This window comes from Phycisphaeraceae bacterium (assembly GCA_020639155.1).
Classification (GTDB): Bacteria; Planctomycetota; Phycisphaerae; order Phycisphaerales; family UBA1924; genus JACKHF01.
In genome coordinates this window covers 2,496,053-2,510,577 of sequence record JACKHF010000001.1, presented here as the reverse complement: position 1 = coordinate 2,510,577, position 14,525 = coordinate 2,496,053, and the positions used below count along the sequence as shown (strand labels likewise).

The window sequence follows — 14,525 nt, the reverse complement described above, 5'->3', positions numbered from 1 at the left end:
TCGATGCGGCTTGCTGAGCGAACCGACTACGCGCTTCGTGTGCTGATGCTGCTCACTGCCCGGCAGGAGCGGCTCACGGTTGCGGAGATGGCTCGCTGGCTTAACGTGTCGGCCCATCACCTGACGAAAGTCGTGCAGGCGCTCCAGGACGAAGGCTGGGTCTGGACGAGTCGTGGTCGCGGTGGCGGAGTTGAGCTTGCCGCAGACCCGTCGACGCTTGTGGTGGGCGATGTGGTTCGCGCAATTGAGCCAGACATGGATCTAGTGGAGTGCTTTCGCACTTCAGGAGGATGCCGCATCGAGGATTCCTGCGGACTTGCTGCGGTTCTTCACAGCGCGAGGGAGGCATTTCTCAGTGAGCTTGACAGGGCGACATTGTCGACACTCGTGCATGGCCACCGAGCTGACCTGCTGGAGCTTACGGTTGATCTCGGACGATGAGGCTACGGCTTGGTCTTGTCGTGAAGTGCTCTGACAAACTCATCGACGATAGCGCCAACGATGGTCGGCTCGGTGCTGCAGCACTTGCAGAGGTGGGCTTGAACAACCTCCACAGCGCAGCACCGTATCTCTTCATCTGAGCGCGACTCGCACTCACTGATTCGCGCCCTTGCAACGTCAAGTAGCTCATAGTACGGAATTGCATCCCACATCCAGTCCTGGCCTGGGGCGGCGCGTCGTTGCACCTTCGCACGGCATATTGGACAGGTGGGGTCGTTGTCTCTCATTGGCCTCTTCGCGTTTGGTTTGCGCCAGTGCTCCTGTGCGCTACCATTACAAGTAGCACGAATGCTCAATGTGAAACAGGTGAGGCGATGCCGAGAACCCGAAGCAAAGTGCGCGTCAAGCGTGTCTACGATGATCCCGAATGGGACGATGGTTGTCGCGTTCTGGTCGATCGTCTCTGGCCGCGAGGGCTCAGCCGTGAGCGAGCTGCCGTTGATGTGTGGTTGAAGGAAGTGGCTCCAAGTACTGAACTGCGGCGTTGGTATCACTCGCATCTGAAGCGGTGGGATGAGTTTCGAAAGCGGTACGAATGTGAGCTGGCGCATAGCGGTGCACTTGACGAGCTTCGAGCGGTTGTGCGCAAGCACAGCAAGGACGGTGGTGTGACGCTTGTATTTGGTTCGCGTGATGTCGAGCACAATCACGCCCTGGTGCTTAGGGACGCGCTCTTGGATCGCGGGCGCAAGCGATAGCTCGCGCAGCGGCCCCGCCCGAGGCTCCCAAATACCCCTTGAGCCACAGAAGCGGCCTGTCCGGGCTTCCTGTGCCGGGAAGGTGCGGGCAAATAAACTGCTCCACCGCCCTTGACTTCAGATAGTTTGGAGTCCAAACTATCTGGTATGGGCACTCGACTACCCCAAATGGAGTCCGGCAGCGCTGCGGACAGTGCCGCTCAGGTTGCAGCCGGGCTCGCCAAACTGGCGCTGGTGTTTAGGCACGAAGCCTGGCGGGCGACCGGGGAGCATGGGCTCTCGCCGACCCAGGCGCAGATTCTGGCTGTTGTGGCTGGGGCATCGCAGCCAATCGGGCTTTCAACCGTCGCAGACCAGCTTGCGATCACAGCAGGAACGGCGAGTGCAGCCGTATCGACGCTTGTGGGGAAGGGGCTCGTTGTAAAGCAGCGGTCAGCCGACGACGGGCGAGAAATTCGACTGAAGCTCACGGCAAAAGGGAAGCGGCTTGCAGCGTCGGCCGGTGAGTGGCCTGAGGCAGTTCTTGCCGCGGCAGCGGCGCTCAGTAGTAGCGACCAGGCTGGCCTCGTTCGCGGGCTTGTGTCGCTGATTCGAGAGCTTCAGGAGCGGGGCTCGGTTCCGACGGCGCGCATGTGCGTGGGCTGCAGGTTCTTTCGACCGAACGAGTATGCAGGGAAGTCCAAGCCCCACCACTGTCAGTACATCGATGCCCCCATCGCAGACAGTGAGCTGCGCGTGGATTGTGATGAGATGGAGCCAGTAGATCCTGAGTTGGCGCCTCGTTTGTGGACGGCCTTCGTTGGCGGGAAGAGTCTGAGCGTAGGCAAGGAGGCCAAGCAGTCATGACGGCGCACGGAAAGGGGGGAGAAGGTCTGAAGTGTCGAAGAGTTTTAGCAGAAGTCCTTGGGCGCATGGGGCGCTTCAGGATGTATACCCACAGAGAGAATAAGGAGTACTGAGATGTCAACCAAAGCAACGTTCTACCACGCTGGATGTCCGGTTTGTGTCGATGCTGAGCGCAGTGTCGCCGAAGGTCTGGACCGTTCGAAGTTCGATGTAGAGATCGTCCACCTCGGAAACGAGGGAGGTCGAATCACTGAAGCCGAGCAGTTGGGAGTGAAGTCGGTCCCGGCACTGGTCATCGACAGGCAGGTGTACCACATCAATCACGGTGCTGATCTCTCGGCGCTCAAGAGCTGAGCAGTCTCGTGAACCTCATCCTCGCAATGGGCATGACGGCAGGAGGTTTGCCGTCGTGCCCATGCGGGTTGCAACGTGACTGGATCCGGGTCTCGATTGGTTTAGAGCAGGCTGGCGCGTCGTCGCAGGGTCAACTCTATTCGGATTCTCCGAGGGCATGGTCTGGTTGCAGCAATTCTTCCAAGAAGAACGCCGCGAGCTCCGGACGGCCCGAAAGACCGGCTTTGGCATAGATCGCCGTCGCCTGCACCCGCGCAGTCTTCTCCGCCGTCTCTCGGATGTGAGCAATCTCTTTTAGGCTCATTCCCTTGATGAGGAGAAAGGCGACATCTTTTTCTGAAGGAGTGAGCTTCCATTCGGTCAGCTGTTCATCAATCGAAGCAGAGAGCCCCTGCAAGTACTTGCGAGAGCGGTTTCTCCAGTCTTCAGCCTCTCGTCGTAGCTCTAGCGACAATGCGCGCTCCTGCTTCAAGTGTTGTCTGAGAGCGAAGCCATCTTTGAGAAGATAGAAGGCGCCAAGCAGTGCAACGAGACCCACTGCACCTTCTGTTAGGAGATGCCAAACGGCTACGCCCTCCGATGAGTCGATGACGAGGTCGAATGCGACCAACGCGAAGATAGACAGCAAGACAGTGAGCAGAACCGCTCGTTCGCGAATGGTCATGCTGCTTGCTTAGTCGTCATCATGGTCATGGTGTCTTCTGTGGGTGTCATGTCCGCTCTCCCGGCGCTTATTCGCATGCTCACCATCCTCTTGTTCACCAAGGACGAATTGAGTCCCGAGGATCGTCACCGTGCGGTTATTGCTGTCGAGATTCTGAACCAGATGACCCGAGAAGCCAACCGTTCCAAGCAGGAGAATCGTGCCGATGCCCAAGTAAGCGGGAACATGATCGATCTGCTCGGGCAATTCGGTTTTAAGGCCAGTGAACATGCTTTTCCACAGACCGTCTTGATGGCGAAGGGAGTGGAGCGCAAGGCCCGCGATATGTAGGAGCACAATCGTCAGGAATCCGTTCGCCAGGAGTTCATGGAGGTCTTCAATGTAGTCACCGGCCTGATCGTTGGCCATCAGGTATCCAGTTATTCCAAGCCCCAGCGCAAAGGCCATCATCAGGATGGCTGCCCAACTTGAGGCGGGGTTGTGTCCTGGCCACTTGCTCGAAGTTCCGGCAAGGATGTCTTTGGCGTAACGAAGAAGGTCCTTTGGATGAAGCGCGAAACCGCTAAAACGGGCGTGCTTTGTTCCAACAAAGCCCCAGATGACGCGAAACAGCACGAGGGCACAAAGCACGAGTCCCGCGAGCATGTGGAACAGGAAGAGCGCTGAGTCATCGTCCACAGTGGTTCCGATTGTGAACGCTATGACAAAGAGCAGAGCAAAGAGCCAGTGGAAGACTCTCGTTGGATAATCGTAGACACGTTTCGTTTTCATGGAGGACATCTCCCAGTCAGGCCGCCGCATTGCGTGAGTTGTGTTTTCACCGTAATGACTCAACGCCATAGAAGCCATTGGCCAAAGGGCCTAAACCATTGCAGGAGCAGGCATTGGACAAATGTCCTAAGAGGCGTTTGGAGTGTTCGGAGCGAGGAGGCGAACGAGCAAGACCGTTCAGCAAGCTGATGCGGCGTGTCGGAGCATGTGTGTCGTGCGGAGTCAGTTGAGCCGCATCCGTAGAAGCGGAGTGGTCCTGCGAGGTCAAGGATCAGAGAGCAGCGCCGCTTCGGCCGCAGCTACAAGCGCCCTCCGAACCACCTCCGGCAGCCGGTCCCAAGTCTCCAGAAGTCTCCTGAGGTTGCTGTCTTGGCGCAGACGAGCGCCAAGCAATCCGCCGAGTCGCTCGTCGTCGCCTTCACCCGGATCGTCGCAAGCCCGTACCATTTCAGGTACTTGGGCCCGTGGCGGAACTGGCAGACGCAGCGGACTTAAAATCCGTTTCCTTCACCGGAGTGTGGGTTCAAGTCCCACCAGGCCCACTTCTTACGCTGGCGTGATACCGCGATAAAGTGCCTGCACGCGCTCGGCCTGCGCCCGGCGAACCGTGTCAAGCAGCATTTTCGGAATCCGCCAGTTATCCTCGGTTCTTGTCACGCTTGAGCAGAACTCCGTGATGCACGCATACAAAAACTTGAACGCATCACGCGGCTGATGCATCTGATCAAGCGCATCGACAACATCGCGTCTTGCGACATCCTCAGCGAAGAGATCGACTAACTCAATCTGTTCTTTCCCCTCGCCAAGGCACGCCTGCAATCGAGCCTCGCACAAGTCGTACAGCATGGACCCCGTCCACGTCAGCCGATCGATCAACCCCTGCTTGTCGAGCCTCGCTTCCTGGAAGAACGCGCTCGATTCCTTCATCAGCGCGTGGCGCAACTCAATCGGCAGCAGCAGTTTGAACCCGATGCCCTGCTGTTGGAGGAACTTGTTGTTGAGTAACGGCCAGATGATCGCGCGCATGCGTTCGGCATGCCCGCTGACGAGGCTCGGCTCATCGATGCGATCGACAACGACCATGAGCCCCGAATATCCCATCGTGCGCAAAACACGACGCAGCCGATCGAACATTGCGTACCGGGGCTCCTCGCTCTGCGATACCGGTAGCACACCCGTCTCGCGCAGGCGCAATGGCAGTTGGCGAATGCTTGCAGCATACGACATCTCGGTACGTGAGAGCGCACGAAGCTGTTTGTGGAGTCGCCTGCTGGTCCGGCTTCGACGCAAGCGCTCGATGACATGCACCCTTGCCAACGTGATAAGCCAGAACAGGAAACACGCACCAGCTCCCGCAAGCACAGCCGTCCTCTGCCAACCGTCACTGAACCGTTCCGGCGCAAAGAAGAACAACCAAATCAGTATCGCAACAGCGGGTGCCCACGCAACAAAGGTCAGCGCCTCCCACACGCGATGCACCATCGGCCTGCCGAGTTTCAACATCTTTCGAAGAAGAACTGTTCGTACATCCGCACGGTTCGGTCGATCGTACACAGCTTGCAACAACAACACATCCTCGCGCGTCTGCTGATCGAGCGATCTGATCTGCTGCTTTGTCATCGGCTGCAGCGTCACTGATGTCTGCGCTCCAGGCTCTGTCTGCCCGAGTATCGCATCAACAACACCCGGCACAACCAGTCCCAGCAGTGCGTCCATGTGGTCGGCGAGTTCCACCTGCCTGAACGATTCGAGCGGATCATCACTCCCGATGCGCTCGTGCAATCGATCGAGCACAGTGTTCAGATCGTCGTACGCAACAAGCAATGTCTGTTTTCCAGCGTGTGAAGCATTGTGGATCGCAACATGCTGCTCGAGTTGCAATCTGATCGCGGTCTTGCCCGATCCCTTCTCGCCGAACACAATCGCCGTGGATGGCTCCTCGATCGATCCGAGCACCTTGTCAAACGCCGAGTGCACAAATCCCGCGGGTGCACCAGGTCCCGACGTGGTCAGTCTGCGCAGCACACCATCGTTCCGGGCTTCCTCGCCACGAAACGGATTATCATGCAGCCCCCAGTGCTCAAGAAACTGGCTGACATTCATCACTGCCTCCCGCGCAAACAGACACACCCATTGCCAGAGAACAACGGCAAACAGGCCCATCCATCGCTAGTTCGGGCTTTATACGTATTTCTTTCAGCAGACTTTCAGCACACAGACTCAGTGATCGACCTGCTCACCCAAAAGTGGCGTGACCTCGTCGAGCAGTGTTCGCAGCGCGCTCATCGTCTTTGCTTCAGCATTCAGACGCAGCAATGGCTCGGTGTTGCTCTTGCGAACATTGAACCACCACCCCTCCTCCTCGAACGCATCGATAGTCAACCCGTCGAGATCATCAACCAGCGCACGATCGATGTATGCTTCCTCGATCTGCGCAAGAGCCGCATCCGGATCCTCGTTACGGAAGTTGATCTCGCCTGACTGCGCATACCGCGCGATCGGCTCGATAAGTTCGCTCATCGACTTACCAGACTGCGCCAGCACTGTGAGCACCGTCGCCATCGCGATCGCACCGGAATCGGCGTTAAAGTTGTCGCGGAAGTAGAAGTGACCGGAGAGTTCACCGCCAAAGACCGCCTTCTGCTTTGCGAGTTCACCCTTCATAAACACATGCCCGACACGGCTGCGCACCGGCTTGCCGCCAGCTATTGTGATCTCTTCACTTACTGCCTTGCTTGACCGCAAGTCATACACAATCGGAGACTTTGGATTCGCTTTGAGAAACTGTCTAGCAACGAGCGCCGTCAGCAGATCGCATCCGACGATCTGCCCCTTCTCATCCACAACCATACATCGATCCGCATCGCCGTCGAAGCAGATTCCAAGATCCGCCTTCTCCTGCACAACCATCTCGCGAAGCTGCTCCAGATTCGCGGGAACCAGGGGATTCGGCTCGTGGGCGAATGTACCAGACGTGTTGTCAAAGTTCAACTCGATAATCTCAAGCCCAGACACATCCTTGCCCTTCGCACCAAATACTCTTGGTACCATCGTGCCTGCCATGGCGTTTGACGCATCGACAACCACTCGCAGCTTCGCTCCATCCATGTTGAGGAAACTGCGCACGTGCCGGATGTATGCGCTCCAAAGATCGCGTTCGCTCACACGTCCCTTTGCTGTTTGCTGTGATGCGACTGCAGGATCAATCATTGCCGCATGTTTGCGCACTTCAGCAAGACCATTGGCCTCGCCAACAGGCTTTGCCTTGCGCCGCGAGATCTTGAACCCGTTGTACTTTGGCGGATTGTGGCTTGCGGTCACCATCACACCACCAGCACAATCAACATAGTTAATGGCAAAGTAGATGAATGGAGTATCCACCATCCCCACATCGATAACATCGCCGCCTTCGTACGTAATACCATCAATCAACGCCTTGGAAAGCGAAGGACTCGACTGCCGCATATCACGACCAACGATAAAGTTGCGCATCATGGGTGTTGCATCACCATCCTCGCGAGCTTCCTGCCGCAGAAGCTTGCTGGTGCCATAGCCGATCTGCCAGCCCATGGTGTCGTTAAGAAGATCCGGGTAGGTGCCCCGAACGTCATACGCCTTAAAGATCCGACCGAGCATGTTGTCCTTTCATAGGGCAAACGTGCGAGAAAGACGCAGAGCCTAGACAGATCCCCTCTTTTGGTCCATTCTGTTTGTATTATGTTTGTAGTTATGTACGAATGATCCTGACAGACCGAGGGAACTGCCGCCCGCGTCCTACGCGATCTCGTCCTCGTACGCCATGGATTCGATCCGCACGTCTGCTGGGATCGCGTTCCGGAACAGCCTTCCGTACGACGACTTGACGATCCGTGAGTCCAGCACCACCAGCGTGCCCGTGTCGGCGTGCGAGCGGATCAACCGGCCCATCCCCTGCCTGAACCGCAGAATCGCTCTCGGGAGCGCATCATCGCGAAAACCGTTCCCGCCCTCAGCCTCGATCTGTTCGATCCGGGCTTCGGTCAATGGCCGATCCGGCGGCTCGAACGGCAGGCGCGTCAGAATCACGCATCGCAGATCATCGCCGGGAATATCAACACCCTGCCAGAACGATGCTGCTCCTAAGAGCAGCGCACGAGGATGTGCAAGAAACTGCTCGATCAACAGGCTTCGCGATGCGCCAGGCCGCTGCACCAGCACCTCAATCCCGGCAACCTCCGCATCTTCGTAGACAGCATCGGCAACCGCTTCGAGCGTTGCAAAGCTCGTGAACAATGTCATTGTCCTGCCATCGTGTGCTCTTGTCTGCTGCATGATGCGCGATGCAAGCGCATCAACATACCCCTGTGCGCGCGGATCGGGCATGGTCGGATCGACCAGCACCTTGAGCTGATTCGCGAAGTCGAACGGACTCCCGAGCGAGAGTGTCTGCGCTTCGCCGCATCCAAGCCTATCGAGCAGATGCGCAAATCGCGTGTCCGTGTGTCCATCGATCTGTGTGTCGGTATCCTCGGTTAGCTGCGCCCGGGTGGTCATCGTCGCGCTTGTCAGCACAACACCCCATCCCTGCTCAAACAACCGCTCCCGCAACACCGGCCCGAGTTTGACCGGCGAGCAACAGAGCTTCACCCGCGCGTGCTTCCCGCGACCGCCCTCTGATTCCACCCAGTACGCGTATCCCAACAGTGTCTGATCGCAGAACGATTCGCACGCGATGGAGAGTTCTGTCGCGCGGCGTGACATCGCGTCCATGTCCGCACCGTCGTCCTCGCTCGCACAGATATCGCGCAGCTGCGCAAGCGAGCTGGCAAGTTCACGCAACGGCTCTGAAAGTGAGTTTGCAACAATCCCCGGCGAACGCACACGACCGGACCCGAGCCTTCCCGTTGCAAGAAGACGCCGCCACTCAGCAAAGAACCGCTCCGCTGCGTCGCGCGTCTCAAGCACACGCCTGATCACGCGATCAGGAAGAGATGTCGAGCCGTCCTTCGTGCGGATCCCGTCGAGCATCCCCGACTGACGCTTCAGATCATACAGCGTGCGCAGCATGTGATGGACCGGCCCCTCACCCAGCATCAGGCCAAGGTGGTCAGACGCAACATCCTCGATCATGTGCGCTTCGTCGATCACAACATGGTCGTATCGGGGCAGGAACGTCACGCCCTGCGCGCGCAACGCAAGATCAGCAAAGAACACCGCGTGGTTGCACACGAGAATGTGCGCCTGCTCCGCGCGTCTGCGCGCGTTCTGATAGAAGCACTTGTCAAAGTACGGGCAGCGCTTGCCCTTGCAGTTGTTCCGGTCGCTGACGATCTGCTCCCACACCTCTGGATGTGGCGGCGACTTCCACGACGCAAGCGAACCGTCACCTGTCTGGTACGCCCATTCCTGCGCACGCATCAGATCAATGCGTCGATCGTCCGATGCAAAGAGTTTTTCCTGCCGATGCGATGCGAGTTCGAGCCGGCGAATGCTCACATAGTTGTTGCGCCCCTTGACCAGCTCGGCACGAATCTCACCCTTCCACGCAAACGGGTCTGCTCCTTCTTCAACCTGCACATCCTTTGCGCCGAGCGTTGCAAGCAGGCGCGGAATATCGCGCTGCGCGAGCTGTTCCTGCAGCGCGATGGTGTTGGTTGCGATCACGCAGCGCTCGCCACGATGCAGACACCTGAGAATCGCAGGGACCAGATACGCGAAGCTCTTGCCGGTTCCTGTCCCCGCTTCAACGCACAACGTCTCCCGCTTTTCGAAAGTTCGCGCAACAGCTTCTGCCATCACGCCCTGCTGCTCGCGAGCCTCGAACCGATCGCCAAGAAACGCTGCAATAGGACCGTCCGGCCCAAGCAGATCAGCAACAGATGCATGCGCAGATTGCATGGGCTCTTCACTCATGCGCTCGCATCCTCTTGCGCGCCTCTTTGTTTGTACGACGCAGGGACAAGCGGGTTTCTTGCGGGCTCGCCAGCCTTGCGCGGATATTGCCGTGGCGTTCTGCCACGCTTTTCCAGCACAACGATGCGCCCCGTCGGCGTGTCGATCGTGCCAAGATGGTCAACCGTCAGCGTCCGCATTGCGTGGTTTGCTTCGGCAAGTTCCTCGTCCGCTGCCTGCCCCTTTACAAGAACAAGATGCCCACCAACTCGCACCAACGGCACCATCAACTCTAGTGCAACCGCAACCCGCCCCACCGCTCTGCACACCGCAACATCAAATGTTTCTCGCCGGGAACCATCCTGCTTGCTCCGAGCAACGGAAGTCCCCATGTCCTCAGCACGCTGCTGCGCTACCGAGACATTCGACAAGTCGAGCATCGAACATATCGCAGATAAAAACGCACACTTGCGGCCCGTCGATTCGAGCAGCGTCATCTGCGCATTTGGTATACAGATGGCAAGCGGAATCCCCGGCACGCCACAACCCGAGCCGACATCAACGATCTTCATTGATTCGGTCTCGGGCAGACTCGCAAACACCGGCAGCAAAGAAACCGCGTCGTAGATGTGCTTGATCCACGCGGTCTCTGCATCACGAATCGCTGTCAGGTTTACAACCTCGTTGACCTTCAATAGCCCAGCAAGGAACAAACCGAGTTTCTCGCGCTCTCCATCAGAAAGCTCGATCTGCGCATCTCGCACCATAGAGTCGAACGTTTCTGTCGGTACCAACGGTTGGATTGAGCCATCATGCAACAATGCACCCATCGTCGCAGTGTGCGATTGCTCAGTCTTTAGAGATGGTGTTCGGTTGCGACGTTCAGGCATCGTCATCAGCGTATTCAAACGAAACACGCTGCGTCGGCTTCTGACGGCGCAAACCCACCGCAAGCACCAGTCCTGTCATCAGCCACGTCGCGATCAGGCTCGATCTGCCATAACTCAGAAACGGGAGTGTGATCCCGATGATCGGCACCAGCCCGAGGGTCATCCCGATATTGATCACCACCTGGAACGCGATCATCGCGAGAAACCCAACCACGATCAACCGCCCGAACCCCTCGCGGTTCAGCATGGCCACCCACGCAGCGCCGAGCACCCACATCGAATAGAGCCAAAGCACGAACAACCCACCAAACACGCCAAACCGGTTGACGATCACCGCGTAGATCATGTCGGTTTCGCTCTCCGGGAGCCGGTTGTACTCGACCAGCGATCGTGCTGATGCCTCGTCGTTGCCGAGCACTTTCCCTGCGCCCGTGATGCGCTGCGCTGTCAGCTGCTGAAAGTTGATATCATCGCTGCCGGTGGAATCCCCCTTGAACAGCATCACGATGCCCTGGATGCGCTGCTTCTGGTGTGGCTTGAGAAACGGGTAGGTTGCCGGCGCGAGCAGTAATGCGATCAGCAACACGCCAAAGATGTGTTTGAGTTTCGCTCCCGCGGTCACCAGCATCAGCACGAGCGTCGGCGCAAAGAGTGAAGCTGTGCCAAGGTCCGGCTGGAGCGTGATCAGCCCCGCAGGCAGAAATGTGATGATCGCAGGAAACAGCAAGCCCGTCAGCTTGCGATGCTCACGCGTTGCGCATAACCACCACGCAAGTGTCAGCACGTACGCGATCTTTGCGATCTCGGACGGCTGCACATTGATTGGCCCGAAGTCGATCCACGATCTCGCACCATTCCTCGGCCGCACAATCGACCGAGGCACGAACGGCACCAGCAAAAAGAACAGCACAACCAGCATCAGCAGAAACAATGGGACAGCCAGTCGCTTCGCCCGTTTCGGATTCGGGATCGCAACACACACCGCAAGCCCGATCGCAAGCAGCCCAGTCATGATCTGGTTCCTGCTTCGACCTGATACGAATAATCCGCTCCCGTTCTCTACCTGGCCAGCCGCGATGTCGATCGCGTACGCGCCGAGCACGGTGAGCATCAATCCGCTCGCAACACAGATCCACGCGGGATTCACCCAGCGGATGTTCCGCTCGCGCACACTCTCAATAAACCGCTTTGCAAGATTACCAATCACGATGCGCATCCTGCATCGACAAGGTTCTGTTGGGACCACGGTTTGGTGTCTGTGGTGCCTGCCCCGGGGGCGGCTGGATCGGCTTCTGCGAATCGTCGACTTCGCCCGGCTCGATGTACCCCTCGTGAACAAGCGCGTGCAGAATCTGGTTCACAACAGGCCCTGCAACACGACCGCCCGAGCCGCCATGATCCACAACAACCGCAACCGCATATTCGGGGCGCGAGTTCTGTCCACGATTTGACCCTGCAAGCACAACGTACCACGCGTGGTCGCCATACTCCTCAATTTGTGCGCGCTCAGGTCCCTCTGCACCGTCGGGGTCTGGCTCAACCGTGACATACGGCGCATCGGCCGTACCAGTCTTGCCCCACACGCGCACACCAGGCACATTGAACACGTGCTCACCTGTCACGGTATCAACGCGCCTGCCAGTGCCGTGTCTTCCGTTGACCGATCGATCGAGTCCCTCGAGCGCTTCGTCAATCGAGGACGTACGCATTCCAATATTGTGTATTTCTGGCGACGCATCCATGCGGATTGTTGGTGCGATATACACACCTCCCCGCGCAAGCGTGCAGTACGCACTCGCAGCATGCACAGGCGTCCACTCGATCGGCCCCTGCCCGATGCCCATGAATGTCGCATCGGTCTGATCGATCTTCGACCCGTTGATGCGCGTGCTTGGATCGGGAACAAACTCCCGCCCAAGCCCAAAGTGCAACGGATGCTTCGGTCCGACACCGAACATGTCGTACGCCTGCACAATACCGTCCGCATTGAGTCGTCTTCCGAGGGTGTAGAAGTAGATGTTACACGAGACCTCGAGCGCATCGGATCCACTCAATGGGCCATCAAAGTAGCTCGGATCGGAATGTGTCCTTCCCTTCGTCATCTTGTAGATCCAGCACCGGAACTTTGTCGGGCTGTTCGGAAACAGATGCCCGGTGCATGCGATGTGCTCGTGCGGCGCGCTCGCACCAAGAGTCTGTGCAGCACACAGGATCAACGGTTTGACAATTGACCCCGGCGCGTACATCTTCTGGAACGCACGATTCACCAGTGGCGTGTTAATCGTGTCGTCACGGAGTGTCTCATAGTGTTCTGCGATGTCCTGTCGCGTGATCGAGGGTGTTGAAACCATCGCAACAACACGTCCCGTGTCGACCTCCATCACGACAGCAGCAGCGTTGAGTGGTGTGCCGATCGGCTGAACCGGCTTTGCCGTTCCCTGATAATGCCACTGCTGCACCTTGCATAGTCCAAATGATGGATCAAGAATCGCAGCAACTCTTGCCTGCAGCATGATGTCGATCGTCAGTTGCACATCCTGCCCGGCTCGCGGATCGACCTCGGTCGCATCGTGCGTGTCGAGTTTCACAATGCGCAGTCCGCGCGTGCCTCGAAGCTCGTCCTCATACCCATACTCGGCACCACGCATCCCGACAAAGTCACCCTCGCGATACGCGCCAAGATCCCGGGGCTTTGCTGGCCCGAATCCGGCAACACTCGCACGATCGACCTCCACCATCGCGCGATAACGCAGCGTGTCACTGTTCTCAAGTGCAAGATTTCTGCGATCCACATCGATGTCGTAGATCCGCGTGCGCATGTCGCCAGTGAGCAACGTGTCTACGCCGTTGACTGTAATCGATGCAGTTATCGGCTGACCTATTTGATACACCGCACGGGGCAGTGTCGTTCGATCGAGCTCCACCGTCACAGTTTCAAATGGATACTCACGATCGCGACCTTCGGCAACGACCACACCCGGCATCACCGGCACTTCGATCTCATCAGTCGTGCCATCGTCAAAGACAACCGGCACCACCTCCGGCTCGTCGAGCATGCGAATCAGATCAAATCCAACCGCGTCGGAAAGATGCTTGATGATCTCGTGCGATTCGTTCTGCTCAGCAATCCGTCGATCCGCGTTGGTGCGCTTGATCCGATCGAGTTCATCGTCGGTCGGATCCCTGCCAAGCTCACGGATCTGCCCGATCTCGTTGTTGATGCGCCAGTCGACGTGACGCTGACGCATGCCCTCAACTCGATCAACAACCGCTGCAGCTGTTGCGTGCAGGTCTGCTTCATCCACACCCGTGCTGTGCGCAAGCCTCGCCCACATCGAATCGACGTGCTTCTGCACAGCGTCAAGATAGGGCTTGATCAACACCTGTCGCTCAGCTTCGCTCAGCGAATACCACGACCTGCTATTCGCGCGATATGCAACCCGGCGCGCGTACTTTGTCGCCCACTCACCGGTCAGAACGCTGTACTCAATCTGGAGTTCAAGACTCGACGTGTTCCGTGCAAGCACCCGTCCCTTCGAGTCGAGGATCCTTCCCCGCGAGGTCGGCAAAAGTGTTTCACGATACAGGCGTGATTGGGCCTCTCGCTCGTATGCACTCCCACCGATGACAGTCAGTCGCATCAACTGCACACACAAGACAGCAAACAACATGACCACCATCACTGCGATCCCCAGCACGCGCCAGACAAACGTGCGCGGCACTGGAGTTGCTTTGATTGTGCCTGTCGCGTTGAGAAGTTCGCCAATATCCGGCTTGACACCCACAGGTTCGATTGCGCGGACTGGCACAGAGCCAGGCTCACGAAACTGCGTGCGTTGGGCGGGGTGCGATGTCATACTGCACTCCAGCGTATCGGCAGATTCTCTGGAATGATCAGACTTCTCACAAAGAAACAATCTTCCTCAATGG

At 57.9% G+C, this 14,525-nt stretch carries 13 protein-coding genes and 1 tRNA gene; 6 read left to right on the top strand and 8 right to left on the bottom strand.

Annotation, left to right across the window (positions count from 1 at the left end; all coding sequences use genetic code 11):
- The first annotated feature begins 3 nt into the window (after window positions 1-3).
- The 5 genes from H6815_10580 to H6815_10560 all read left to right on the top strand — a co-directional run bounded on the left by H6815_10580 (window position 4) and on the right by H6815_10560 (window position 2,399).
- On the top strand, window positions 4-441 hold the full coding sequence (locus H6815_10580) for an Rrf2 family transcriptional regulator (protein MCB9860883.1): 438 nt from the start codon (window positions 4-6) through the stop codon (window positions 439-441).
- Window positions 438-581: a hypothetical protein gene (locus H6815_10575; protein ID MCB9860882.1), complete on the top strand. Its 144-nt coding sequence runs from the start codon at window positions 438-440 to the stop codon at window positions 579-581. The genes H6815_10580 and H6815_10575 overlap by 4 nt, the downstream gene beginning before the upstream one ends.
- Before the next feature lie 234 nt (window positions 582-815).
- Window positions 816-1,199: a DUF488 family protein gene (locus H6815_10570; GenBank protein MCB9860881.1), complete on the top strand. Its 384-nt coding sequence runs from the start codon at window positions 816-818 to the stop codon at window positions 1,197-1,199.
- 147 nt (window positions 1,200-1,346) lie between these two features.
- Complete coding sequence (locus H6815_10565; protein MCB9860880.1) at window positions 1,347-2,045, top strand: winged helix-turn-helix transcriptional regulator; 699 nt, start codon at window positions 1,347-1,349, stop codon at window positions 2,043-2,045.
- A gap of 114 nt (window positions 2,046-2,159) precedes the next feature.
- Window positions 2,160-2,399, top strand: a complete 240-nt coding sequence (locus H6815_10560) for a hypothetical protein (protein MCB9860879.1) — start codon at window positions 2,160-2,162, stop codon at window positions 2,397-2,399.
- Window positions 2,400-2,535: 136 nt separating this feature from the next.
- Here the strand turns inward: H6815_10560 and H6815_10555 are convergent, their stop codons facing one another.
- Complete coding sequence (locus tag H6815_10555) at window positions 2,536-3,063, bottom strand: hypothetical protein (protein MCB9860878.1); 528 nt, start codon at window positions 3,061-3,063, stop codon at window positions 2,536-2,538.
- A 9-nt stretch (window positions 3,064-3,072) separates the two neighbouring features.
- Window positions 3,073-3,834, bottom strand: coding sequence for a cytochrome b/b6 domain-containing protein (locus H6815_10550; protein ID MCB9860877.1), 762 nt, complete (start codon window positions 3,832-3,834; stop codon window positions 3,073-3,075).
- Window positions 3,835-4,292: 458 nt separating this feature from the next.
- Here H6815_10550 and H6815_10545 point away from each other — a divergent pair.
- A tRNA-Leu gene (locus H6815_10545) sits at window positions 4,293-4,376 on the top strand.
- Window positions 4,377-4,380: 4 nt separating this feature from the next.
- On the opposite strand, the gene H6815_10540 is transcribed toward H6815_10545, so the two are convergent.
- The 6 genes from H6815_10540 to H6815_10515 all read right to left on the bottom strand — a co-directional run bounded on the left by H6815_10540 (window position 4,381) and on the right by H6815_10515 (window position 14,452).
- Window positions 4,381-5,937 carry a hypothetical protein gene (locus H6815_10540; protein MCB9860876.1) on the bottom strand — a complete coding sequence of 519 codons (1,557 nt, stop codon included), beginning with the start codon at window positions 5,935-5,937 and terminating at the stop codon, window positions 4,381-4,383.
- A 117-nt stretch (window positions 5,938-6,054) separates the two neighbouring features.
- Window positions 6,055-7,470 (bottom strand): phosphomannomutase/phosphoglucomutase, encoded by a 1,416-nt coding sequence (locus tag H6815_10535; protein MCB9860875.1) that lies wholly within the window; start codon window positions 7,468-7,470, stop codon window positions 6,055-6,057.
- Window positions 7,471-7,608: 138 nt separating this feature from the next.
- Window positions 7,609-9,726 (bottom strand): DEAD/DEAH box helicase family protein, encoded by a 2,118-nt coding sequence (locus H6815_10530; protein MCB9860874.1) that lies wholly within the window; start codon window positions 9,724-9,726, stop codon window positions 7,609-7,611.
- Window positions 9,723-10,595, bottom strand: coding sequence for a 16S rRNA (guanine(527)-N(7))-methyltransferase RsmG (gene rsmG, locus H6815_10525; protein ID MCB9860873.1), 873 nt, complete (start codon window positions 10,593-10,595; stop codon window positions 9,723-9,725). Before rsmG ends, H6815_10530 begins: the two co-directional genes overlap by 4 nt.
- Complete coding sequence (locus H6815_10520) at window positions 10,588-11,802, bottom strand: FtsW/RodA/SpoVE family cell cycle protein (GenBank protein ID MCB9860872.1); 1,215 nt, start codon at window positions 11,800-11,802, stop codon at window positions 10,588-10,590. Before H6815_10520 ends, rsmG begins: the two co-directional genes overlap by 8 nt.
- On the bottom strand, window positions 11,792-14,452 hold the full coding sequence (locus H6815_10515; GenBank protein ID MCB9860871.1) for a hypothetical protein: 2,661 nt from the start codon (window positions 14,450-14,452) through the stop codon (window positions 11,792-11,794). The genes H6815_10520 and H6815_10515 overlap by 11 nt, the downstream gene beginning before the upstream one ends.
- Between the last annotated feature and the right edge of the window lie 73 nt (window positions 14,453-14,525).

Bases quoted from the DNA above. Each gene is read 5' to 3' on its own strand.
- H6815_10570 (MCB9860881.1), top strand. From the start codon at position 816: ATGCCGAGAACCCGAAGCAAAGTGCGCGTCAAGCGTGTCTACGATGAT.
- H6815_10535 (MCB9860875.1), bottom strand. From the start codon at position 7,470: ATGCTCGGTCGGATCTTTAAGGCGTATGACGTTCGGGGCACCTACCCG.
- H6815_10515 (MCB9860871.1), bottom strand. From the start codon at position 14,452: ATGACATCGCACCCCGCCCAACGCACGCAGTTTCGTGAGCCTGGCTCT.
- H6815_10565 (MCB9860880.1), top strand. From the start codon at position 1,347: ATGGGCACTCGACTACCCCAAATGGAGTCCGGCAGCGCTGCGGACAGT.
- H6815_10530 (MCB9860874.1), bottom strand. From the start codon at position 9,726: ATGAGTGAAGAGCCCATGCAATCTGCGCATGCATCTGTTGCTGATCTG.
- H6815_10555 (MCB9860878.1), bottom strand. From the start codon at position 3,063: ATGACCATTCGCGAACGAGCGGTTCTGCTCACTGTCTTGCTGTCTATC.
- rsmG (MCB9860873.1), bottom strand. From the start codon at position 10,595: ATGCCTGAACGTCGCAACCGAACACCATCTCTAAAGACTGAGCAATCG.
- H6815_10550 (MCB9860877.1), bottom strand. From the start codon at position 3,834: ATGAAAACGAAACGTGTCTACGATTATCCAACGAGAGTCTTCCACTGG.
- H6815_10560 (MCB9860879.1), top strand. From the start codon at position 2,160: ATGTCAACCAAAGCAACGTTCTACCACGCTGGATGTCCGGTTTGTGTC.
- H6815_10580 (MCB9860883.1), top strand. From the start codon at position 4: ATGCGGCTTGCTGAGCGAACCGACTACGCGCTTCGTGTGCTGATGCTG.
- H6815_10575 (MCB9860882.1), top strand. From the start codon at position 438: ATGAGGCTACGGCTTGGTCTTGTCGTGAAGTGCTCTGACAAACTCATC.
- H6815_10540 (MCB9860876.1), bottom strand. From the start codon at position 5,937: ATGAATGTCAGCCAGTTTCTTGAGCACTGGGGGCTGCATGATAATCCG.